The sequence below is a fragment of the Bacillus kwashiorkori genome, assembly GCF_001375515.1.
GTDB classification, from domain to species: domain Bacteria; phylum Bacillota; class Bacilli; order Bacillales; family Caldibacillaceae; genus Bacillus_BK; species Bacillus_BK kwashiorkori.
The window spans coordinates 29,470-53,551 of sequence record NZ_CTDX01000003.1; the positions used below are offsets into that span (position 1 = coordinate 29,470).

Annotated in this window: 23 protein-coding genes and 1 rRNA gene; all 24 read left to right on the top strand. The window is 34.5% G+C overall.

The annotated features are described in order from the left end of the window. Nucleotides 1-284 precede the first annotated feature (284 nt). Nucleotides 285-821 (top strand): stage V sporulation protein T, encoded by a 537-nt coding sequence (spoVT, locus tag BN1242_RS00950; RefSeq protein WP_062350092.1) that lies wholly within the window; start codon nucleotides 285-287, stop codon nucleotides 819-821. A 188-nt stretch (nucleotides 822-1,009) separates the two neighbouring features. Then, nucleotides 1,010-2,614, top strand: coding sequence for a putative polysaccharide biosynthesis protein (locus BN1242_RS00955; protein ID WP_062350094.1), 1,605 nt, complete (start codon nucleotides 1,010-1,012; stop codon nucleotides 2,612-2,614). 14 nt (nucleotides 2,615-2,628) lie between these two features. Further along, on the top strand, nucleotides 2,629-4,098 hold the full coding sequence (yabN, locus tag BN1242_RS00960) for a bifunctional methyltransferase/pyrophosphohydrolase YabN (RefSeq protein WP_062350096.1): 1,470 nt from the start codon (nucleotides 2,629-2,631) through the stop codon (nucleotides 4,096-4,098). Nucleotides 4,099-4,129: 31 nt separating this feature from the next. Continuing rightward, a complete protein-coding gene (locus BN1242_RS00965; protein WP_062350140.1) occupies nucleotides 4,130-4,396 on the top strand; it encodes an RNA-binding S4 domain-containing protein in 267 nt (88 codons plus the stop codon). 124 nt (nucleotides 4,397-4,520) lie between these two features. Beyond that, on the top strand, nucleotides 4,521-4,826 hold the full coding sequence (gene yabP / locus BN1242_RS00970; RefSeq protein ID WP_062350097.1) for a sporulation protein YabP: 306 nt from the start codon (nucleotides 4,521-4,523) through the stop codon (nucleotides 4,824-4,826). Further along, complete coding sequence (gene yabQ, locus BN1242_RS00975; protein WP_062350099.1) at nucleotides 4,823-5,431, top strand: spore cortex biosynthesis protein YabQ; 609 nt, start codon at nucleotides 4,823-4,825, stop codon at nucleotides 5,429-5,431. The genes yabP and yabQ overlap by 4 nt, the downstream gene beginning before the upstream one ends. A gap of 23 nt (nucleotides 5,432-5,454) precedes the next feature. Then, nucleotides 5,455-5,826 (top strand): FtsB family cell division protein, encoded by a 372-nt coding sequence (locus BN1242_RS00980; RefSeq protein ID WP_062350101.1) that lies wholly within the window; start codon nucleotides 5,455-5,457, stop codon nucleotides 5,824-5,826. A 102-nt stretch (nucleotides 5,827-5,928) separates the two neighbouring features. Further along, nucleotides 5,929-6,339: a S1 domain-containing RNA-binding protein gene (locus BN1242_RS00985; protein ID WP_062350102.1), complete on the top strand. Its 411-nt coding sequence runs from the start codon at nucleotides 5,929-5,931 to the stop codon at nucleotides 6,337-6,339. 473 nt (nucleotides 6,340-6,812) lie between these two features. Further along, on the top strand, nucleotides 6,813-9,287 hold the full coding sequence (gene spoIIE / locus BN1242_RS00990; protein WP_062350104.1) for a stage II sporulation protein E: 2,475 nt from the start codon (nucleotides 6,813-6,815) through the stop codon (nucleotides 9,285-9,287). A gap of 204 nt (nucleotides 9,288-9,491) precedes the next feature. Then, nucleotides 9,492-10,232 (top strand): VWA domain-containing protein, encoded by a 741-nt coding sequence (locus BN1242_RS00995; RefSeq protein ID WP_062350106.1) that lies wholly within the window; start codon nucleotides 9,492-9,494, stop codon nucleotides 10,230-10,232. Next, nucleotides 10,201-11,160 carry a protein kinase domain-containing protein gene (locus BN1242_RS01000; protein WP_062350108.1) on the top strand — a complete coding sequence of 320 codons (960 nt, stop codon included), beginning with the start codon at nucleotides 10,201-10,203 and terminating at the stop codon, nucleotides 11,158-11,160. The genes BN1242_RS00995 and BN1242_RS01000 overlap by 32 nt, the downstream gene beginning before the upstream one ends. 195 nt (nucleotides 11,161-11,355) lie before the next feature. Continuing rightward, nucleotides 11,356-12,777 carry a tRNA lysidine(34) synthetase TilS gene (tilS, locus tag BN1242_RS01005; protein WP_062350110.1) on the top strand — a complete coding sequence of 474 codons (1,422 nt, stop codon included), beginning with the start codon at nucleotides 11,356-11,358 and terminating at the stop codon, nucleotides 12,775-12,777. After that, nucleotides 12,767-13,306: a hypoxanthine phosphoribosyltransferase gene (hpt, locus tag BN1242_RS01010; protein ID WP_062350112.1), complete on the top strand. Its 540-nt coding sequence runs from the start codon at nucleotides 12,767-12,769 to the stop codon at nucleotides 13,304-13,306. Before tilS ends, hpt begins: the two co-directional genes overlap by 11 nt. Before the next feature lie 187 nt (nucleotides 13,307-13,493). Then, the gene (gene ftsH / locus BN1242_RS01015; RefSeq protein WP_062350114.1) at nucleotides 13,494-15,464 is read left to right on the top strand and encodes an ATP-dependent zinc metalloprotease FtsH; all 1,971 of its coding nucleotides are present in this window, start codon (nucleotides 13,494-13,496) and stop codon (nucleotides 15,462-15,464) included. A 358-nt stretch (nucleotides 15,465-15,822) separates the two neighbouring features. Continuing rightward, the gene (locus BN1242_RS01020) at nucleotides 15,823-16,590 is read left to right on the top strand and encodes a type III pantothenate kinase (protein ID WP_203226022.1); all 768 of its coding nucleotides are present in this window, start codon (nucleotides 15,823-15,825) and stop codon (nucleotides 16,588-16,590) included. 44 nt (nucleotides 16,591-16,634) lie between these two features. After that, the gene (gene hslO, locus BN1242_RS01025) at nucleotides 16,635-17,510 is read left to right on the top strand and encodes an Hsp33 family molecular chaperone HslO (RefSeq protein WP_062350118.1); all 876 of its coding nucleotides are present in this window, start codon (nucleotides 16,635-16,637) and stop codon (nucleotides 17,508-17,510) included. 171 nt (nucleotides 17,511-17,681) lie between these two features. Beyond that, on the top strand, nucleotides 17,682-18,608 hold the full coding sequence (gene cysK, locus BN1242_RS01030) for a cysteine synthase A (protein ID WP_062350121.1): 927 nt from the start codon (nucleotides 17,682-17,684) through the stop codon (nucleotides 18,606-18,608). A 122-nt stretch (nucleotides 18,609-18,730) separates the two neighbouring features. Further along, nucleotides 18,731-19,537: a dihydropteroate synthase gene (gene folP / locus BN1242_RS01035; RefSeq protein WP_062350123.1), complete on the top strand. Its 807-nt coding sequence runs from the start codon at nucleotides 18,731-18,733 to the stop codon at nucleotides 19,535-19,537. Nucleotides 19,538-19,563: 26 nt separating this feature from the next. Then, nucleotides 19,564-19,926, top strand: a complete 363-nt coding sequence (gene folB, locus BN1242_RS01040; RefSeq protein ID WP_062350125.1) for a dihydroneopterin aldolase — start codon at nucleotides 19,564-19,566, stop codon at nucleotides 19,924-19,926. 21 nt (nucleotides 19,927-19,947) lie between these two features. Continuing rightward, nucleotides 19,948-20,472: a 2-amino-4-hydroxy-6-hydroxymethyldihydropteridine diphosphokinase gene (gene folK, locus BN1242_RS01045; RefSeq protein WP_062350127.1), complete on the top strand. Its 525-nt coding sequence runs from the start codon at nucleotides 19,948-19,950 to the stop codon at nucleotides 20,470-20,472. Further along, entirely contained in the window at nucleotides 20,424-20,636 is a 213-nt protein-coding gene (locus BN1242_RS01050; RefSeq protein WP_062350129.1) for a helix-turn-helix domain-containing protein, read from the top strand. Before folK ends, BN1242_RS01050 begins: the two co-directional genes overlap by 49 nt. A gap of 47 nt (nucleotides 20,637-20,683) precedes the next feature. Beyond that, nucleotides 20,684-21,673 (top strand): tRNA dihydrouridine synthase DusB, encoded by a 990-nt coding sequence (dusB, locus tag BN1242_RS01055; protein WP_062350131.1) that lies wholly within the window; start codon nucleotides 20,684-20,686, stop codon nucleotides 21,671-21,673. A gap of 187 nt (nucleotides 21,674-21,860) precedes the next feature. After that, nucleotides 21,861-23,345 (top strand): lysine--tRNA ligase, encoded by a 1,485-nt coding sequence (gene lysS / locus BN1242_RS01060; RefSeq protein WP_062350133.1) that lies wholly within the window; start codon nucleotides 21,861-21,863, stop codon nucleotides 23,343-23,345. Between the two features lie 641 nt (nucleotides 23,346-23,986). Continuing rightward, nucleotides 23,987-24,082, top strand: a 16S ribosomal RNA gene (locus BN1242_RS13675); the annotation flags it as partial.

Below are 24,082 nucleotides of genomic sequence, written 5' to 3' on the forward strand. Positions count from 1 at the left end.
GTTCTTACCTTGGGCGGCTTTTTTTGTAAGCAGACTGAAATAATATTGAAATTAATTCGACACTATATTGTTGTTTTAAAGTATCTTTTTTCGGGAAAATAACTGGTACGGAAAGCGTTAGAATAAATTACCTCTATTGCCAAAGTTGTATTTAATAAAAGAAAATCTTTTCAAGAATGTATAGAACTTTCCATATGAAAGATAATAAATTTAAGACAGGTAATGATTTCAAATTTATTTGGGTCGTTATCAAAATCATCAAAAGAAAGAGAGGCAACTTAAGAATGAAAGCAACTGGTATAGTACGTCGAATTGATGATTTAGGCAGGGTTGTAATCCCAAAAGAAATAAGAAGAACGTTACGTATTAGAGAAGGAGATCCATTAGAAATTTTTGTTGATCGCGATGGTGAAGTAATATTAAAAAAATACTCACCGATTAGTGAACTAGGTGATTTTGCAAAAGAATATGCAGAAGCATTATTTGACAGCCTCGGAAGTCCAATTTTAATATGTGATCGTGATAGTGTGATTGCCGTATCTGGTGGTTCAAAGAAAGAATATTTAAATAAACATATTAGTGATTTAGTGGAAAAAGTAATGGAAGAGAGGCAACCTGTGTTAGAAACGGGAGAAAATACGGTTCAATTAGTGGAAGGAAATGAAGAAGCGTTAACATCTTATACGATTAGTCCGATTATCGCCAATGGGGATCCTATTGGTACAGTTATTATTTTATCAAAAGAGCAAAAGTTAGGAGAAGTAGAGAAAAAAGCCGCAGAAACAGCAGCAGGTTTTTTAGCTAGACAAATGGAGCAATAACGGATAATTAGTATAAAAAAGTGTTGGAAAAGGAAATCAATACGAAGTTTAACACAGAAATAAGGAAGAAGGCAGTTATGCTGTCTTCTTTTTTTAGGCAGTTTTTCCAAACACGAGTATTAGCAACTACTAGAAATGTTAATTTTGCATTATACTAGGAAGGAGTATAGTACTGGTAGGAGCGAATTATGAAACAATTATCAAATAGTAAGAGCACGGTTTTGATTAAGGGAACGGTAATTTTATCGTTGGCGGCTATGCTTACAAAGGTTTTAAGTGTCCTTTATCGTGTTCCTTTCCAAAATATTGTTGGTGATATAGGATTTTATATATATCAGCAAGTCTATCCGTTCTATGGTGTGGCAATAACTATCGGGACCGTAGGATTTCCTGTCATTATATCAAAGTTATTGGCAGAGCGGCTAAACAATGGAAGCTATACAAAAGCGAGGGAGATGTTAGTTGCCGCCTTCCTTACTATTTTTTTTATTACATTGCTCATTTTTTTGTCTGTTTTTTTCTTTGCTGATCGAATTGCCCAAAAAATGGGGGATGAAAATTTAGTACCACTTCTTCAAACAGTTGCCTTTTCATTTTTATTGGTGCCATTTTTATCTATATTACGCGGTTTCTTTCAAGGGCAAAGTTTCATGGTGCCAACAGCATTTTCTCAAATCGGGGAACAATTAATTCGTGTAACTGTAATCCTTTTTTCAGCCATTTTATTAATGCGCCAAGGGGCCGGTTTATATAAAGTAGGACAAGCGGCTATTTTTGCTTCCATAATCGGTAGTGTTATTGGGTTTATCATTCTTTGTTTATTTTTTTTCCATAACAGACAACATTCGCAAATCACTTCATGGAGTTGGAAAGACGTTGGAACTACCGTCAGACAGATCTTTATTCAAGGTTTTGCAGTCTGCGTAAGCGGGTTAATGCTCATTTTATTTCAAATGAGTGATGCCTTTCAAATTGTACCGACATTACTAGAAACGGGCATTAATTCATTGGAGGCAAAAACGATAAAAGGAATATTTGATCGCGGACAACCACTGCTGCAAATGGGAACGGTATTAGCAACATCATTATCCTTATCGTTAGTTCCTATCATCTCAGCGAAAAAAATCCAAGGTTTGGAAAAGGAAGTTGATTATTATATAAAATTAGCGTTACAAATAAGTATTGCAATTGGTGCTGCAAGCAGTTTAGGACTTATTTTAATTATGGAAACGTTCAATATGATGTTGTTTGAAAATAGTAAGGGTACGTTTGTGTTACAAATATTTATGGTAGCAATATTTTTTACTACAATTAACATTACGCTGACGGCAATTTTGCAAGGTTTAGGCGTTGTAATTTACCCGTCCATAGCCGTTTTAGTTGGCTTATTTGTAAAAATTGCTTTAAATGAATTCTTCATTGAAAAGTGGCAAATTATCGGTGCGCCACTTGCAACGAATAGTGGTTTATTCGTCATTACATTACTATTAATTTGGAAGTTAAAGCAGAAAACAAAAGCAAACTATATTACATGGCGATTTACATTTATTACGATAAAGGCTTTATTGATAATGACTATTGCCGTGTTGTTATCCTTTTTCTTCCTGCAAGGAATCGAAAAATATTTTTCTAATGTACGAATATATGCTATCGTTATAACAATATTCGCCGTTATTATAGGAAGTCTCACCTTTTTGATATCATTTATTCGAAGTGAAGTTTTTACAAGAGCAGAGTTAATGACATTACCACTTGGCGATAAATTGGAAAAGTTATATCCGAGAAAAAAGTGAGGGAAGGCAGTCAGATGAATCAAATTACTGTTGTAGGGATTGGTGCAGGAAGTTTAGAGCAACTATCTATTGGTGTTTATCGATTATTAAAAAACAATCCACATTTATATTTACGGACGAAGGAACATCCAGTTGTAGAACAATTAGTTGCTGAAGGGATAACATTCACATCCTTTGATGATATATATGAAAAGTACGATCAATTTAATGATGTTTATGAGGAAATTGTGAACGAGCTACTAGATAAGGCTACAGAATTATCGATCGTATATGCCGTACCAGGACACCCACTCGTAGCAGAGAAAACGGTGCAACTACTAATGGACCGAGCACCAAGTAGAGGGATAACGCTGGAATTTGCCGGCGGACAGAGCTTTTTTGATGCAACATTTCAGGCTGTCCGTATTGATCCGATTGAAGGATTTCAATTTCTAGATGGAACAAATTTTACTGCTGATGATTTAAACGTAAGCCAACATATTTTTATTGGCCAAGTATATGATCAGTTTGTAGCCTCGGAAGTAAAAATAACATTAATGGAAATGCTACCCGATACATATGAAGTTTTTATCATTACAAATGCAGGACTGAATAACGAAACAGTAACATGTATTCCGTTACATTTGTTAGATCATGGATGGACAGTAAATAATTTAACGACTATTTATGTCCCACCTGTAAAAGATGAGGAAATTTTATATAAAAATTTTTCGTATTTAAAAAAAGTTATAGCTACTTTAAGAAGTCCAGAAGGTTGCCCATGGGATCGAAAACAAACCCATACGTCTTTAAAAAAATACTTAATTGAAGAGACATATGAAGTATTAGAAGCAATTGACCAGGGGGATGATGAACATTTAGTTGAGGAACTAGGTGATGTTCTCTTACAAATAATGCTTCATGCTCAAATTGGGGATGAAGAAGGGTATTTTAATATTCAAGATATTATAGAAACATTAAATGCAAAAATGATTCGCAGACATCCGCACGTATTTGGTGAAATCATAGCGAATAACGCAGAAGAAGTGACTGAAAACTGGAAGAAAATAAAGGAGTTAGAAAAAGGTAAAGACGCTACCCAAGTATCTATAATGAGTAAGGTAGGCAAGGGTCTTCCAGCATTATTGCAAGCATACGAAATTCAGAAACAAGCAGCAGCGGTCGGTTTTGATTGGGATAGTTATGAGCCAGCACTAGAGAAGGTAAAAGAAGAATGGCAGGAGTTTTTAAATGAACTTCAAAACGAAAAGGACGGTAAGACGAATACAGTAATGGAATTCGGGGACGTACTATTTGCATTAGTTAATGTGGCAAGACTGTTATCCATTCATCCAGAAGAAGCACTAGTACAAGCAAACCAAAAATTTCTAAAGAGATTTGCCCACGTAGAAGAAAAAGCTCGTAAAAATGGCAGAAGTTTATCAGAACATAGTTTAGAGGAATTAGATAGTTTTTGGATAGAAGCGAAAGAATTAGGTTTATAAATTGGAAAATGGGGAAAGGAATGAACAAAGTATGCGGTTAGATAAATTTTTAAAAGTCTCTCGATTGATTAAAAGAAGAACGTTAGCGAAGGAAGTCGCTGATCAAGGTCGTATATCCATTAATGGGAAAGTTGCCAAAGCAAGTAGTGTAGTACAAGTTGGCGACGAATTATCCATTCAATTTGGTCAACGAATCGTTACAGCTCGTGTAGAAAAATTGCAAGATTCCACAAAAAAGGAAGATGCAAACGGAATGTACACCATTTTACATGAGGAAAAAATGAATACGTTTGAGTAAAGAAGCGAATTTTTATCAAAACACAAGAAATAGAAATAGACCGTAACTTGATTTTTAGTTCTATTAATAATAAGACGAGCATATTTTAGTGGTAAGATAATAGAACTAGAATCGGGGGAGAGCTATGAACCAGTTTTATGATCAAACAAAGCATCAAAAGACAGTAGTAGAAGATCATGATGTTATTTTAAAAGGGAGAAAATTGCTAGATATAACAGGTGTAAAGCAAGTAGAAAGCTTCGACAATGAGGAGTTTTTATTAGAAACAGTGATGGGATATTTAGCAATTCGCGGACAAAATTTACAAATGAAAAATTTAGATGTTGATAAGGGAGTTGTGTCCATCAAAGGGAAAATTTTTGACTTAGTTTATTTAGATGAGCATCATGGGGATAAAGCTAAAGGATTCTTTAGCAAGTTGTTCAAATGAGTTTAACGACACAATTTTATACGATGCTCACAATGATCGGTATGGGCAGTTGGCTTGGAGCGGCTTTAGATACTTATAGCCGCTTTTTGAAGCGAACAAAACGAAAAAGATGGATCGTCTTTATAAACGATATATTATTCTGGGTATTACAGGCGTTTATCTTATTTTACGTGTTATATTTAGTAAATAACGGAGAGGTGAGATTTTACATCTTTCTTGCTTTACTATGTGGTTTTGCTTTTTACCAAAGTTTGCTTAAATCTATCTATCTCGCTATATTAGAAAGTATCATCCAATTGGTTATAAAATTTTATATGTTCATGGTAAAGCTATTATCGCTTGTAATTTTTAAGCCAATTATGCTTTTATTTAGCGGAATAATTGCCCTTTTACTGTTTACTTGGAATTTAATTTACCGAATTTTACAAATTATCTCGAAAATAATTTTAACAATACTAAATGTAATTAGTAAACCATTTGGTTGGATAGGAAAATTACTATGGAAATCAGTCCCAACATCGTTTAAAATAAAGAGTAGGAAACTTTATAAAATTTTGTCACGTTATTATTTAACAAGTAAAAACTTTATTTTTAGAAAAAAGTAGATAGTTAAGATGGGAGTGAGAGTGTGCAAATAAATAGTCGAAGAATACCAATCTTAAACCAGTCATACATAAACGAACAAGAATCTTTACAAAAGCTTAAACAGAAGAGACGAAAACTTTTATTTCGAAGACTAACTGTGTTTTTCCTATTTGTTACTTTTACAACGTACTTTTTAGTAAAAACTCTCCATTCCCAAGCAATTACGGTGCGTGAAAAAAGGGCGGAACTATCTAGCTTACAGGAACAGTATAAAAACTTGCAAGACCAACAAAAGATTTTACAAGAGGAAATTATTAAATTGCAAGACGATGAATACTTAGGTAAATTTGCCAGACAGGAATTATATTTATCTGATGAAGATGAAATCATCTTTTCTATACCTGATGAGGAATAATAAATTCAGGTAAATATCGCCATTAATTGACACACAATTTTATCTTTGGCTATAATATAAGTAAGTGTATTTTTTATTACTTTAAGGAGGAAGTCTTTTTTTATGTCAATTGAAGTAGGCAGCAAGTTACAAGGTAAAGTAACAGGTATTACTAATTTTGGTGCATTTGTAGAGCTGCCAGAAGGCTCAACAGGTTTAGTTCACATTAGCGAGGTTGCTGATACGTACGTTAAGGATATTAACGAACATTTAAAAGTTGGTGACCCAGTTGAAGTAAAAGTCATTAATGTTGAGAAAGATGGCAAAATAGGTTTATCTATTAAAAAAGCGAAAGAAAAAAGGGAAGCTGTATCTAATCGTCCTCGTCAAGGCAAAAATTTCGATCGCAGCAACAATAAGGAAAATTTTGAGCAAAAAATGGCTCGTTTTCTAAAAGATAGTGAAGATCGATTGGCATCCTTAAAACGGCATACTGAATCGAAAAGAGGAGGTAGAGGTCCTAGACGGGGTTAACTTGCTGTCTCATTAAAATATATTAGCAGGTTTACCGAAACTATTAGTTCATTTTCATATATTAAGTTGTCTTAAAGAGTCAGACTGCATACCATGGATAGGGTGAATTTCTCTATGCATGGTATTGTGTATCTGGCTCTTTTTTATTTCCTTTCAATCTTATAAAGAACGATCCTATTTAAAAAAACTTTTAGACATATAACTACATAGATTGTCGGATTTTCAAATATTTTATCAACTAACGACAAATGGATAAGAGACAGGAAAGCTTGGAAATTCTAACGTTTTGGGATAGTTAAACGGAAAGTAACTAGTACCTTGTAGTGGACTCTGATAAAAAAATTGTATAAGTTTCACAAATTTCGTAAGAAAACGTCGAAACTTTCTTATAACTGTCACTGAAAATTTGACAAAGTTTGTAGGGAACATCCTATATAATCGGTTGAAAGATTATTGTAAGGGGTGGCATTTAAATGGAAAAAGTACATGGGAGATTTATTGAACCGGTTCAGGAGAGGAAATTAATTGATTATAAGTTAATGGCGATGAACTTTCTAGAAAGCTTGCAGAGAAAAGCAGAAACAATATTAGTGAAACGGGGATTATTAATCTTTATTTGTGGATTTTTACTTGGACGAGCTTTTATTTTAACTAGTTTAACACCATTTAGCTTACCTTTTTTCGCAAGTATATATTTTATTAGAAGAGATAAAGCACCAATTGCTTTTGTCGGATTAGTGTGCGGTGCGCTAACCATATCGATAACAAGTTCTCTTTATAGCTTTCTTTCCATTAGTTTATTTCTACTCGTTCGAAAACTATTTACTACTTTCGTAAAAAATGATATCCGGGCACTTCCATACTTTGTTTTATTTGCCGTATTTATTGGAAAGATCTTTTATACTTTTATCGAAACTCAAAATTTAACTTGGTATGATTTGCTAATGACAAGTGTAGAAGGAGGACTCGCATTTATTTTAACGTTAATTTTCCTTCAAGGAATTCCGCTTCTTTCCATTACAAGAAGGCGGCAAGTGTTGAAAACGGAAGAAATTGTCTGTTTAATTATTCTCCTCGCTTCCATGATGACAGGTACGATAGATTGGGTTATGAATGATCTGTCTATTGCCCATATATTATCAAGGTATTTAGTTTTACTCTTTTGCTTTACTGCTGGAGCTGCTGTAGGTTCAACTGTCGGTGTAGTTGCCGGACTAATCTTTGGCTTAGCAAATATTGAAAGCTTTCCAGAATTAAGTTTGTTAGCTTTTGCTGGACTATTAGGAGGATTGTTGAAGGAAGGGAAAAAGTTAGGAGTTGCTGTTGGTCTATTAATTGCAACCTTATTAATGGGATTATACGGCAATGGTTCAACATCACTACAATCCACCTTATTGGAATCATTATACGCATCATTGTTATTCTTCCTAACTCCAATTGCATTAACGAATAAAATCGCAAAACATATTCCCGGAACAACAGAGCACATATTTGAACAGCAGCAATATATGCGAAAAATTAGAGATGTTACCGCTAGAAGAGTCGATCAATTTTCTTCGATATTTGAAGCGTTGTCAAAAAGCTTTATTACACAAGAAAAACAAGAACTAGTTGATTCGGAAAGAGAAATGGATTTCTTTCTTAGCAATGTTACAGAAAAAACTTGTCAAACTTGTTTTAAAAAAGAAACTTGCTGGGTGAATCAGTTTAATAAAACTTATGATGGAATGAAAACAATTATGACAGAGCTGGATGAAAATGATGGCATCTTATCAAAGAAGACTAGCCGGGACTGGGACAAGTATTGTGTGAAAAGTAAAAAGGTGATTGATTCTATTCAAAAAGAGCTCCACTACTATCAGGCAAATCAAAAATTAAAAAAGCAAGTACAGGAGAGTAGAAAGTTGGTTGCCAATCAACTACTAGGTGTTTCAGAAGTAATGAGTAATTTTGCAAAGGAAATTCAAAAGGAGCGGGAGAATCATGAAAAACAAGAGGAACAAATTTTAGAAGCCCTTCAATTATTCGGTTTAGAAATTAATAACATCGAAATATATAGTTTAGAAAGTGGCAATGTGGATATCGAAATTACGATTCCATACTGTGGTGGTATGGGACAATGTGAGAAATTAATTGCACCATTATTATCCGATATTTTAGGAGAAACAATTGTAGTAAAAACAGAGGAATGTGCCTCATATCCTGGTGGGTTTTGCTATGCGACATTTCAATCGACAAAGGCCTTTGTTATTGAGACAGGTGTTGCCCATGCCGCTAAAGATGGGGGGCTCTTATCAGGAGATAGCTATTCTATGATAGAGATTAGTTCTAATAAATATGCGTTAGCAATTAGTGACGGAATGGGTAATGGGGAACGTGCCTATAGTGAAAGTAAGGAAACATTAACTCTATTAAAGAAAATACTTCAGTCAGGAATTGATGAAGAAGTTGCCATTAAGTCGATAAATTCAATTTTATCTTTACGTACGACAGATGAAATTTTCGCAACATTGGATTTAGCAATGATTGATTTACAAGATGCACATTCCAAATTTATAAAGGTCGGTTCCACACCAAGCTTTATTAAACGGGGCTCAAAAATTATTAAAATACAAGCGAACAATTTACCGATAGGAATTTTAGAAGAATTTGAAGTAGATGTAGTTAGTGAACAGTTAAAGGCAGAAGATATTTTAATTATGATGAGTGACGGTGTTTTTGATGGACCAAAACATGTGGAAAACGTCGATTTTTGGTTAAAACGAAAAATAACGGAATTACAAACGGAAGATCCGCAGGCAATTGCTGATTTAATAATGGAAGAGGTGATAAGAGCAAGGAATGGTGTGATTGAAGATGATATGACCGTACTTGTGGCTAAAGTAAAGCATAATACACCGAAATGGCGACCAATACCGTTAGAGCAAATTAGAAAATGGGGAGCGTGATTTCTAGGAATACGATTATTACCTTAATTCAAAATTGCAGATCGAATACAACCCGCTTGCCGAAAGATTTGGCACCTTTCGTTCTAATTAAAAAGCAATAATATTCAACACTGCTCATTAACTTAGACAATAAAAGCTAATATAAATGTTTAAAAACTACTCCCCTCGGCAATCATGGTAGAAAAGGTATTGGAGGGGAGATATATGAACGTAGGAACTATTAAACAAATATTGCTAATAACAGACGGATGTTCAAACCATGGTGAAGATCCAATTGCAATGGCAACACTTGCACATGAACAAGGAATTACGATAAATGTGATTGGTGTAATGGAAAATGACGTAATCGATAATCAAGCAATGCAAGAGATTGAGAGTATTGCTAAACAAGGGGGCGGTATTAGCCAAATTGTTTATGCCCAGAACTTATCCCAAACGGTACAAATGGTAACAAGACAAGCGATGACACAAACATTGCATGGAGTCATTAATAAAGAGTTATCACAAATATTAGGGTCTGCAAAGACAATGAATGACTTACCTCCGGATAAACGTGGCGAGATTATGGAGGTAGTTGATGAATTAAATGAGACTGTTAACTTAGAAGTGCTAATATTAGTGGATACAAGTGCAAGTATGAAACATAAATTGCCGACAGTGAAAGAAGCTTTACTTGATTTATCATTAAGTTTAAATGCAAGGTCGGGCAATAATTTGTTTTCTGTCTTTATATTTCCCGGGAAAAAGAAAAATGTGGAAAAGTTATTAGACTGGACACCGAAACTAGAGGCATTAACTTCTACTTTTTCAAAGTTAACACCTGGTGGCTTAACACCGACGGGACCTGCAATACAAGAGGCTATGAGTTATTTCCGTAAAAAACGCTCACTAAAAGGTTTATTAACAAGAAGAGATGATGAAGAGTACTATGAAGAGTCAGTTTAATATTCCAGTTGGAACGATCATTAAAGGGAAATGGCATGGGAAAAGCTATCAGATTGTAAGAGAATTAGGACGTGGTGCAATTGGAGTTGTCTTTCTAGCCGATGCGGGTGATAAACAAGTCGCATTGAAAATTAGCGAGAATCAAGTAACAATTACATCCGAAGTAAATGTACTGAAAGCTTTCTCAAAGGTCCCAGGGGCAACCCTAGGACCTTCTTTATTGGATGTCGATGATTGGACGTATGGAGGTAAAATCATTTCATTTTATGTGATGGAATATATTCGTGGAGTTGATTTTATAACGTTTATAAGACAAAAGGGACCTACTTGGGTAAATGTGTTAATTGTTCAACTGCTAAAAGATTTACAGGCTTTACATGAGCTTGGTTGGGTATTTGGTGATTTAAAACCAGAAAATTTAATTGTGACAAATAACCCTACAAAAATACGCTGCATTGATGTAGGTGGTACAACTCCGGTTAGCCGAGCGATTAAAGAATATACGGAGTTTTTTGATCGCGGTTATTGGGGGTTAGGCAGCAGAAAGGCCGAGCCTAGTTACGATCTTTTTGCAGTTGCGATGATTGTATTAAATGCCCATTATCCGAAACAATTCCCTAAACAAGAAGGCGGAATAAGTCAATTAAAAAAAATGATAACCCAAAAGCCAGAAATAAAACCGTTAGAGCCAGTGTTGTTAAAAGCACTTATGGGGAACTACCTTACAGCAAATGAAATGCGGAAAGAATTATTAGATGTCATTAATGAACCTTATACAAGGAGCCGAACTCAAAGAATAAAAAGTACAAAACAGACAAAAATGACGAACAGAAAAAAACGCAAATCAAACAATTTTTTCGAAACAGCTGTGATAGTCTTCATTATTTGTTTCATATATTTTATCTATATTTATGATCAAATTCTGTAAAACCCAATATAAACCAAATAAATAGTTAAAAAATATAAAAATAGTTTAAAATAACTTCTTATTGAGGTAAAATATTCTATAACAATTTATTAAAGGCTGTTCAATTTAGGAATAGGTGATGCAGATAAAATTGAAACAATTGAAAAGAAGGTATTTATAAATTATAGAAAATAGTAAAGAGGGCTTTGCAAAATAATGTTTGAGGAAAAGGTCAAAAATTTTATTGAAAAACATCAACTGTTAAATAAAGGTGCCCATGTATTAATCGGAGTATCGGGGGGGCCAGACTCCCTTGCTTTACTATATTTTTTAAAATCTATTCGTAACTATTGGGAGTTACAACTTACAGTAGCACATGTTGATCATATGTTTCGTGGCGAGCAATCGTATAATGAATTAAAATATGTGGAAGAAATCTGTAGGCAGTGGAATATTAATTTTGAAGGTAGCCATTTAAATGTTCCATTAGAAATTGAAAAACGAAGAAAAGGATCGCAAATTGTAGCGAGAGAAGTACGTTATCAATATTTTGAAAAGATTATGGGTGAAGTAAATGCTGATTATTTAGCATTAGCCCATCACGGGGATGACCAAATTGAGACGATGATGATGCGGCTAGTTCGCGGAAGTTCATTACAGGGACTCGCTGGAATAAGTATAAAACGGCCCTTTGCAACGGGAATTTTAATTCGCCCTTTCTTATGTGTAACTAGAGAAGAAATAAATAACTATATTAGAGCTAATGAATTAAAGCCGGTTTATGATCCAAGTAATGAAAAAGAAGTTTATACAAGGAATCGCTATCGTAAGCATCTACTTCCATTTATTAAATCAGAAAATCCACTTGTTCATCTGCAATTTCAACGTATTAGTGAAGATTTGCGTGAGGATGACTTGTACTTAATGGCATTAGCGAAAGAACATTTGAATCATATTGCAAAGTTCATTAACGAAAACGAAGTGGAACTATCTATAGCAAGTTTTTCTTCCATTGCTAATCCTTTACAAAGGAGATGTATTCAACTAATATTAAACTATCTCTATCAAGAAATCCCAGCAGGTTTGTCAAAAATACATATTGATTCTATTTTACAATTAATAAAAAAAGATATATCTTCTGGACAACTAAATTTACCAAAAAATTGTATGGTCATCCGCTCTTATAGTAAATGTATTTTCCTTATAGGAGATATAAAGAAACATGATAAGTACATATTTAATTGGAATTTTAATGAAAAGTTAACACTGCCATTAGGACATCAGTTGATCATGAGTAATGAACAGGACTTAACGAATGGCAACGATAAGTTTTTGTTACATCTTCCATCCACCAATTTTCCACTTATCGTAAGAACTAGGGAAAGCGGAGATAAAATTCGCTTAAAAGGATTAAATGGCAGGAAAAAAGTTAAATCGATATTTATCGATGAAAAAGTTCCCCTAAATTTGCGTAATAGTTGGCCAATCGTTACTGATCAATTAGGAAATATTTTATGGATACCAGCATTGAAGAAATCTGCAAGTGAAGCAACTACATATATTCCAGGCAAAACGGTTTATTTACATTATTTAAAAGAGAACGGACTTCTAGGAGGCGCAATTAAACATGAACCATGATATTGAAAAAATTTTAATAACGGAAGAACAAATCCAAGAAAAATTAAAAGAACTAGCCAAAGTTTTAACCGAGGAATATAAAGATAAGTTTCCATTAGCGATTGGTGTATTAAAAGGTGCAATGCCTTTTATGGCAGATTTGCTGAAAAGAGTCGATGCATATTTAGAAATGGATTTTATGGATGTTTCTAGCTATGGAGGAAAAACAGTTTCTTCCGGGGAAGTGAAAATATTAAAAGATCTAGATACTTCTGTTGAAGGAAGAGATATTTTAATTATTGAAGATATTATTGATAGTGGTCTAACGCTACATTACTTAGTTGATCTATTCCGGTATCGAAAAGCAAAATCCATCAAAATTGTTACACTGTTAGATAAACCATCAGGTAGAAAGGCTGATATCCAAGCTGATTATGTTGGGTTTGTAATTCCAAATGAATTTGTTGTAGGATATGGGTTAGACTATGAGGAAAAGTACCGCAATTTACCTTATGTAGGAATTTTAAAACCCGAAGTCTATACAAAATAGTCTCTAAACAATTCGGTTGTTGTTTTTTGTGTAACAAAGTTAATGTTATGTAGTTAAGGTTATCATGCATCAAACATGGGAAAACGTTTGTTTCTAGGATTTAGAAAAGTAAAACGTATTCCTTGTAATTAAATAAAAATCTATGATACTATTTAAGAAGTTTGTTCCCCTTGGGAGGAGGTCAGGGATGAATCGTATCTTCCGTAACACGATATTTTACTTACTAGTCTTTTTAGTAATTATTGGCGTAGTCAGTCTTTTTACTGGTGGTCAAGAGGCTAATGAGAAAATGACATATGATGAATTTATTACACACTTAGAAAAAGGTGATGTAAAGTCGTTTGTAGCCCAACCAGAAAGACAAGTGTATGCCATTAGAGGCCAATTAAAATCATATAACAAAGATCAATACTTTACAGTTAACGCATGGAATAGTCCAGCAACGTTAGAAAAAATTGAAACACTCGCTTTACAAACAAAGACGGAATTTAATCCGATTGCAGCTAAAGAGACGAGTGTGTGGATTCAATTTTTAACAACGATGATTCCATTCATCATACTGTTCTTCTTTATCTTCTTCTTGCTAAACCAATCGCAAGGCGGCGGTGGCCGTGTAATGAATTTTGGGAAATCGAAGGCACGGTTATATAATGATGAGAAGAAAAAAGTTCGTTTTAAAGATGTAGCAGGTGCAGATGAGGAAAAACAAGAACTAGTAGAAGTTGTTGAGTTCTTGAAAGATCCAAGGAAATTTTCAGAATTAGGGGCAAGAATACCAAAAGGGGTTCTACTCGTTGGTCCTCCTGGTACAGGTAAAACTTTATTAGCACGAGCAGTTGCTGGTGAAGCTGGGGTACCTTTCTTCTCCATCAGTGGTTCTGATTTCGTGGAAATGTTCGTTGGTGTTGGTGCTTCTCGTGTTCGCGATTTGTTTGAAAATGCAAAGAAGAATGCACCTTGTATTATATTTATAGATGAAATTGATGCGGTTGGACGTCAGCGTGGTGCCGGTCTTGGCGGTGGTCACGATGAACGTGAACAAACGTTAAACCAATTACTAGTAGAAATGGATGGTTTCAGTGCTAACGAAGGTATCATCATCGTTGCTGCAACGAACCGCCCAGATATTCTTGACCCTGCATTATTGAGACCAGGACGTTTCGATAGACAAATTACGGTAGACCGTCCAGATGTGAATGGTCGTGAAGCAGTACTTAAAGTACACGCGCGTAATAAACCACTGGATGAAACAGTGGATTTAAAAACGATAGCAATGAGAACACCAGGATTTTCCGGTGCCGATTTAGAAAATTTACTAAACGAAGCAGCATTAGTTGCTGCTAGAAGAAATAAAAAGAATATTGATATGCATGATATCGATGAAGCAACAGATAGAGTTATTGCGGGTCCAGCGAAGAAAAGTCGTGTTATTTCTGAAAAAGAAAGAAATATTGTCGCTTATCATGAAAGTGGCCACACCGTCATTGGCTTAGTTCTAGAAGATGCAGATATGGTGCATAAAGTAACTATTGTACCACGTGGGCAAGCTGGTGGTTATGCGGTTATGCTTCCAAAAGAAGATCGTTATTTTATGACAAAGCCAGAACTACTGGATAAAATTACTGGTTTACTTGGCGGACGTGTTGCCGAGGAAATTGTGTTTGGTGAAGTTAGCACAGGTGCCCACAATGATTTCCAAAGAGCAACTGGAATCGCCCGTAAAATGGTTACAGAGTTCGGGATGAGTGATAAACTAGGTCCATTACAATTCGGTCAAGCACAAGGGCAAGTATTCCTTGGCAGAGATCTTCATAATGAACAAAATTATTCTGATGCAATCGCGTATGAAATAGACTTGGAAATACAAAGAATCATTAAAGATTGTTATGAGAAAGCGAAAAACATCTTAACCGAAAAAAGAGATAAATTAGAAACAATCGCAAAGGCTCTATTAGATGTGGAAACATTAGATGCTAAACAAATCCGTCACCTTTACGAACACGGAGTATTACCTGAGCCGATAAAGTCTACCGTTACTGATAATGAGGAATCAAATCAAACGGTAACTAATACAGAAGATGTAAAAATTAATATTACTGGTAAGCAAGATAAAGCAAATGACTTACCAGATTCTCTCGATAAGGAGAAAAAAGAATAAAACAGCTGGCCAATGAAGGCCAGCTTTTTATTTTATATATAAAAGGTGGAAGGTCGTTGTTTCCCATCGTCCAGGCCTGAATCCCATATAAAAACAACCAGTATTCCTAAAAGAAATGAATTTCCTCCTGTATTGTCTACTAATCCATTTGCTTCACTTTTACGACTTATACGGAACGTAAACAAGCAAAAACTACAACATAATCATGAAATACGTACATTTTGAAAGTAATAGGAAGACATAATAAGAGCATGATTTTCGTAAATCATGTACAATATTTTTGTTTCTGTTATTTATTCAACTAATAAATGTATGTTAATATTTGTTCAGACTTAAAATATAAAAAGTTGGTGAAATCATGATTTTAGTTTTAGATGTAGGCAATACGAATATAGTGTTAGGTGTATATGAGGAGGAAACATTAAAGTATTATTGGAGGATAGGAACGAACCGAAATAAGACTGAAGATGAATTCGGCATGCTGATTAAATCGTTATTCGAACATAAAGGATTATCTTTTTCAGACATTAAAGGGATTATTATTTCTTCTGTTGTACCTCCAATTATGTACGCTTTGGAAAAAATGTGTGAAAAGTATTTTAAAATAAATCCAGTATTAGTTGGGGCTGATTTAGATTTAGGACTGAAAGTTAACTATGATAATCCCCGTGAAGTTGGTGCAGATAGAATTGTCAATGCGGTAGCTGCAATAGAAGAGTATGGTTGTCCATTAATCATTGTTGACTTTGGAACAGCAACAACCTACTGTTACATAAATGAAGCTGGTGAATATTTAGGTGGGGCCATTGCTCCAGGAATTAACATATCCACAGAAGCCCTTTATATGAAGGCAGCCAAACTTCCAAGAATTGAAATTGTTAAACCTGAAAATATCATTGGTAAAAATACAGTACAAGCTATGCAAGCAGGAATTGTTTATGGTTATGTAGGCCAAGTAGACGGAATTGTTTCCCGAATGAAACAACAAGGAAACGATGAGCCGACCGTTATTGCAACCGGTGGCCTTGCACCATTAATAGGAAAAGAAAGTGAAACAATAGATATTGTTGATCCATTTTTAACTTTAAAAGGGCTACATCTTATATATAAAAGAAATATGAAATAACTATCGCGGAAAACTTCAGTTATATTCGGAAGGAGTTAGAAAAGTTGAACGATTATTTAGTAAAAGCTTTAGGATACAACGGACAAGTAAGAGCCTATGCTGTTCGATCTACAGAGACGGTGAAAGAAGCTCAAAGACGCCACGATACATGGGCAACAGCTTCTGCAGCACTAGGCAGGTCATTAACTGCAGGTGTTATGATGGGATCCATGCTAAAAGGAGAAGATCGCCTTACAATAAAAGTTGAAGGGAATGGTCCTCTAGGTTTAATTTTAGTCGATGCCAATGCTAAAGGAGAAGTAAGAGGATATGTTTCAAATCCTCATGTTCATTTTGACTTAAATGATGCTGGGAAATTAGATGTGAAACGAGCTGTTGGAACAAAAGGTACATTGACCGTCGTAAAAGATTTAGGGTTGAAAGAACAATTTTCAGGCCAAGTACCACTTGTTTCAGGTGAGCTTGGAGAAGATTTTACTTACTACTTTGCTAGTTCTGAACAAGTACCCTCATCAGTCGGTGTTGGTGTATTAGTGAACCCTGATCACTCAGTATTAGCGGCTGGTGGCTTTATTCTCCAACTTTTACCAGGAACCTCTGATGAATTAATTTCTGAAATCGAATCAAATTTAAATTCAATAAGACCAATATCAGCTTTAATAAAAGATGGTTTAACGCCAGAAGAAATATTGACAGAGATTTTAGGAGAACAAGTAAAAATACTTGAAAAAATGCCGGTTTCTTTTCAATGTATTTGTTCCAAAGAACGGTTTGCTTCTGCACTAATTAGTCTTGGAGAAACAGAGTTGCAAGAGATGATTAATGAAGATGAACAAGCAGAAGTACAATGTCATTTCTGTAATGAAAAATATCATTACAATAAAGAAGAGCTATTGGAATTATTAGCTGAAGCAAAATAGGACCGTCCATCCCACCATAATTTTGGTGGGATAAATTTTTTTATGTGTCGTATGCTACAACTGCCAGTATAAATTTTTTAATTAAAAAAGATTATTGTTTGACAAAAAAAGCATATAATGTATAAACTATAATTATTCAGATAAAATTACTCGGAATTAGAGGTGGAATTTATGTTAAAGGCTGTAAACTCAATTACAGATTTAGTAGGCAAAACGCCAATAGTTAAGTTACAAAGGATGGTAGACGACAACTCGGCAGATGTATTTTTAAAACTTGAATACATGAATCCTGGTAGTAGTGTTAAAGACCGTATTGCTTTAGCAATGATTGAAGCAGCAGAAAAAAAAGGAGTATTAAAAACTGGTGATACGATTATTGAACCAACAAGTGGGAACACGGGTATTGGATTAGCGATGGTGGCAGCCGCAAAAGGGTATAAAGCAATATTAGTTATGCCCGACTCGATGAGTTTAGAACGAAGAAATTTACTTCGTGCGTATGGAGCAGAGCTAGTATTAACTCCTGGTCCAGAAGGTATGAAAGGTGCCATTCGTAAAGCAGAAGAGTTAGCAAATGAAAATAACTACTTTATGCCACAACAATTCGATAATGAGGCAAATCCTGAAGTGCATCGCCTTACAACTGGACCAGAAATTGTGGAACAAATGGGAGATCAATTGGATGCTTTTATTTCAGGAATTGGCACAGGAGGTACAATTACCGGTGCAGGTGCAGTTTTGAAAGAAAACTATCCAAATATAAAAATTTATGCTGTTGAACCAAAAGATTCCCCAGTTCTTTCAGGGGGAAATCCTGGACCGCATAAGATACAAGGAATAGGTGCAGGTTTTGTTCCGAAAGTGTTAAATACAGAAGTTTATGATGAGATTATTCAAGTTACGACAGAACAAGCATTTGATTATGCACGACATGCTGCTCGTGAAGAAGGAATACTTGGGGGAATCTCATCAGGTGCAGCTATTTATGCCGCATTACAAGTTGCCAAACAATTAGGAAAAGGTAAAAAGGTATTGGCAATAATACCAAGTAATGGAGAACGTTATTTAAGTACACCATTATATAATTTTGAAGGATAATGTAATATTAACTATTTAACCACAGCTAGTTTTAAAGGTGCTGTGGTTTTTTATTTTTGTCAGTTTTTTTTCATCATTCGTCTATATTTGATAAAATAGTGTCAGAAAAAGGAGTGGATGTAATGGGTCAATATCATTTGGACTTTTCAAAAAAGACATATATAATGGGGATTCTAAATATAACGCCAGACTCATTTTCGGATGGCGGCCAGTTTTTCCATATTCACCAATCAATTACACACGCAAAAAAATTAATCGATGACGGGGCAGACATAATTGATATTGGTGGAGAATCAACGAGACCAGGGCATGAACCAGTTTCAGAAAAAGAGGAAATACAAAGAGTAATTCCTGTAATCGAGCAAATGGCAAAAGAAATACTAGTACCAATTTCTATAGATACGTATAAAGCAAGAACAGCTGCTGAAGCTATTGCGGCAGGAGCCCACATAATTAATGATATATGGGGTGCGAAAAAAGACCCGGAAATTGCTGCTGTTGCAGCTAAAAACAATGTTCCGATCATCTTAATGCATAATCGTGAAGATATGAATTATCAATCTTTTATTCGAGATAGCTTATACGACTTATACGAAAGTATCACAATCGCAAAAAAAGCAGGCGTTCGAGATGAGCAAATCATTTTAGATCCTGGAATTGGGTTTGCAAAAACATATGAACAAAACATTGAAATGATGCGAAATTTGGATAAAATTGTCTCACTAGGTTATCCAGTATTGCTAGGAACTTCAAGGAAGTCAATGATAGGACAAGCTCTTGAGTTACCTGTTACAGAAAGATTAGAAGGTACGGGAGCTACTGTTTGTTACGGAATTACGAAAGGTTGTTCAATTGTTCGTGTTCACGATGTAAAACCAATTGCTAGAATGGCCAAAATGATGGATATACTCATGAGGGAAAATGAATAATTTAAATGATGATAGGATGAACGATAATGGATCGAATCTATTTAAATCAAATGGAGTTTTACGGATATCATGGTGTTTTTGCTGAAGAAAACAAATTAGGTCAAAAGTTTATAATTGATGTCATATTAGAAATCGATTTACAAGCTGCAGGGGAAACGGATAATTTAATGAAGACGATTAATTACGCAGAGGTTTATTCGATTTGCCAAACAATTGTTGAGAACAAAACATTTAAGCTAATTGAAGCAGTTGCTGAAACGATAGCAGAGGAATTGTTAGCAAATTACATGAATGTACAAGCATGCACCATAAAAGTAACAAAGCCAAATCCACCGATTCCAGGTCACTATCATTCTGTAGCAGTGGAAATAACTCGTATTAGAAAATAAAAAGATTAGGTGTTAACTATCATGAAAAATAAAGCTTATATATCGCTAGGATCAAATATTGGGGACCGGGCTAAATATTTAAAGGAGTCTATTCAAAAACTACAGTCATATAAAGGAATTTTTATCGCAAATTACTCTTCTATTTATGAAACTGACCCAGTCGATTATGAAAATCAAAGCTGCTTTTTAAATATGGTACTTGAATTACATACGGATTTCACGGCAGTGCAACTACTTTCTACTTGTTTATTAATTGAAAAGGAATTAGGTAGAGAAAGAATGATCCGTTTTGGACCAAGAACGATAGACCTTGACATTTTATTGTTTAATCAAGAAAATATAAAAACAGAGCAATTAATCATTCCGCATCCAAGGATGTCAGAGCGAATGTTCGTACTAATACCTTTGTCGGAAATTAAACGAGACATCATCATTACAGGAAGTTATAAGAAAGTAGAAGAGATAATTACAGAGCTTCCAAGTGAAGGAGTAAGGCTATGGAAACAGAAAAATGGGGGCGGCGTATTCGAGCTTTTCGAAAGTTAAAAGGTTATACACAAAGTGAGTTAGCTAAAGAAGTAGGAGTGACAATATCCATTATAGGAGAAATAGAACGGGGAAATCGAATTCCATCAGATCGAATATTAACAGACATTGCTACTGTGCTTCAAATAAAAAAGGAAGAATTAGGGAATGAATCTAAAGTATAGGTAAATACCGATTTCCTTTTTGCTATAAGAATCAAGGAGGAACTATTTTGCTGAAAATAGGTAATATAGAGATGAAAAATCCCGTTGTACTAGCTCCGATGGCTGGAATAAGCAACTCGGCTTTTCGTTTAACGGTAAAAGAATTTGGAGCGGGATTAGTTTGCTGTGAAATGATCAGTGATAAAGGCATCGTATATAAAAATGAGAGAACATTAAATATGTTATATATTGATGAAAGAGAAAAACCATTAAGTGTACAAATTTTTGGTGGTGAAAAGGAAACGTTAGTAGAGGCAGCAAAATTTGTCGATAAAAATACTAATGCAGATATTATCGATATTAATATGGGTTGCCCAGTAAATAAAATAATTAAGTGCGAAGCAGGTGCACGATGGTTATTAAATCCAAATAAAATTTATGATATGGTTTCTTCCGTAACAGACGCTGTCAGCAAACCAGTAACTGTAAAAATGAGAATTGGTTGGGATGATCAACATATTCTTGCTGTTGAGAATGCTCAAGCAGTTGAACGTGCTGGTGGGGCAGCTGTAACCGTACATGGACGTACGAGAGTACAAATGTATGAGGGAAAAGCAAATTGGAATGTTATTCGAGATGTTAAACAAGCAGTGTCTATTCCTGTCATTGGCAATGGTGATGTAAAAACTCCGGAGGATGCAAAAAGGATGATTGAAGAGGTTGGAGTAGACGGTGTCATGATTGGAAGAGCTGCTTTAGGAAATCCATGGATGATTTATCAAACAGTTCATTACCTTGAGACTGGTGATTTAATCGATGAACCAACTGTTCAAGAAAAAATCAATGTTGCCATTTTACATTTAGACCGATTAATTGCATTAAAAGGGGAATATATTGCTGTACGCGAAATGCGCAAACATGCTGCATGGTATTTAAAAGGTATTAACGGTAACGGGAAAGTGCGCAACGAAATTAACTTCTGCAATACTAGAAATGATATAGTTACACTATTTAATCGTTTTGTAGAACTCACAGACTCTTCATTAGCTACAAAGTAAAAAGATAAATTGGCATGCGTGGTTTGACAACTAGTTTAAAGATAACCTATAATTATTTTGATTGTTTTCACTGCCAGTATGTACTGGCAGTTTTTATTCTATTTGTTACAGTAATAATTATCTATATTTATTATAAAAATGTTATTTTACATATTTTTTCAATGGAAAAGATGGAGATGATTTTATAATGAGTCACGAAGAATTAAACGATCAATTACAAGTTCGTCGGGAAAAATTAGAATTGTTACGTTCCAAGGGGATTGATCCTTTTGGTCAAAAATTTAATCGTACACACTCAGCGGCACAGTTAAATAGTTTATATGGTGAAACAGATCATGATGATCTAGAAGAGCAAAATATTCAAGTAGAATTTGCCGGAAGAATTATGACAAAACGTGGGAAAGGTAAAGTAGGTTTTACCCACGTACAAGATTTAACGGGACAAATTCAGTTATATGTTAGAAAAGATGCTATTGGTGAAGATCAGTATGAGTTATTTAAAATTGCAGACCTTGGCGATATCGTAGGTGTAAAAGGGCAAGTATTTAAAACTAAAGTAGGCGAACTTTCTATTAAAGTAGATGATTTTCAAATATTGACGAAATCATTACGCCCATTACCAGATAAGTTTCATGGCTTAAAGGACATTGAACAAAGATATCGTCAACGTTATCTTGATTTAATTGTAAATCCATCTTCTAGGGAAACATTTATTACTAGAAGTAAAATAATTCAATCTATCCGTAACTACTTAAATAACTTAGGATTTTTAGAAGTAGAAACACCTATGATGCATGATATCCCAGGGGGAGCTTCTGCAAGACCTTTTATCACTCATCATAATGCACTAGATATGGAACTTTATATGCGTATAGCAATTGAACTTCATCTGAAGCGTTTAATTGTCGGGGGACTAGAAAAGGTCTATGAATTAGGAAGGGTATTTAGAAATGAAGGAGTTTCCACAAGACACAATCCTGAATTTACAATGCTTGAACTATACGAAGCGTATGCTGACTTCCACGACGTTATGAATCTTACTGAAAGCCTTATTGCAAATGTCGCAGAGGAAGTATTAGGATCTACAAAACTTCAATACGGTGATTACGAAGTCGACTTAACACCGAAATGGAAAAGACTTCATATGGTAGACGCTATAAAAGAATATGTTGGAGTTGACTTTTGGAAAGTGATGACCGATGAAGAAGCTCGTGAATTAGCGAAACAACATAATGTTGAAATCACACCAGCAATGCAATATGGCCATATCGTGAATGAATTCTTTGAACAAAAAATTGAAGATAAACTTATTCAGCCTACATTTATATATGGTCACCCTGTTGAAATTTCACCACTTGCAAAGAAAAATGCAGATGATCCACGATTTACAGATCGTTTTGAGCTATTTATTGTAGGTAGGGAACATGCAAATGCATTTACAGAACTTAATGATCCAATAGATCAAAGAGAGAGATTTGAAGACCAACTAAAAGAACGAGAAGCAGGAAATGACGAAGCACATATGATGGATGAAGACTTTGTAGAAGCGTTGGAATATGGAATGCCCCCAACCGGAGGATTAGGTATCGGAATTGATCGTCTAGTAATGTTACTAACAAACTCACCATCCATTCGTGACGTATTATTATTCCCATTAATGCGTCATCGTTAAATATAACATCTATAGAAATAAAATTTGAAGGTTTGGCAGCACCGAAAATTAAACGGTAAATGTCAAACCTTTTTTAATAATTTGTAAGAAAAGTTGTTATAAATGGGGTCTTATTTCAATAAGTCATTGCAAACTTAAAACAAAAAGAACATATTGCTATAACCAAATGGGAATATTAGATAAAAGCAACGTTAACTGTTACAGTAATTTTAAATGCAATTTTCACAACCTATATCTATTATGACTACATTAACTAGCAGTAATAACTTGATAATAGCTAAAGCAGACTAATAGTCTATCTTTACAAAACACGTAATATTTAAAAGGTATATTTCTATGGAATGTCAATTTTTTAAAAGGGTATTTAGAGGAACATACTTTATGAGAGCTTTTGAAATATATGGTAGTAATATTAAGGGAAATTTTTGAAAAAAATGTTTTTAAAAATGTAGTTGCAAAGAGAAAAAAAAGGTGGTATATTATTATCTGTTGTTAGGACAGCTAGTCAAAAAAAAATAAAAAAGTTGTTGACAAAAAGCTGTTGTTTTGATAAGATAATTAAGTCGCTAAAAATTGAACCTTGAAAACTGAACAAGACAAAGCGTTAAATATGCTAGTATTTTAAATGAGCAAATCAAACTTTTTTGGAGAGTTTGATCCTGGCTCAGGACGAACGCTGGCGGCGTGCCTAATACATGCAAGTCGAGCGAACCAATAAAACTTCGGTTTTACTGGTT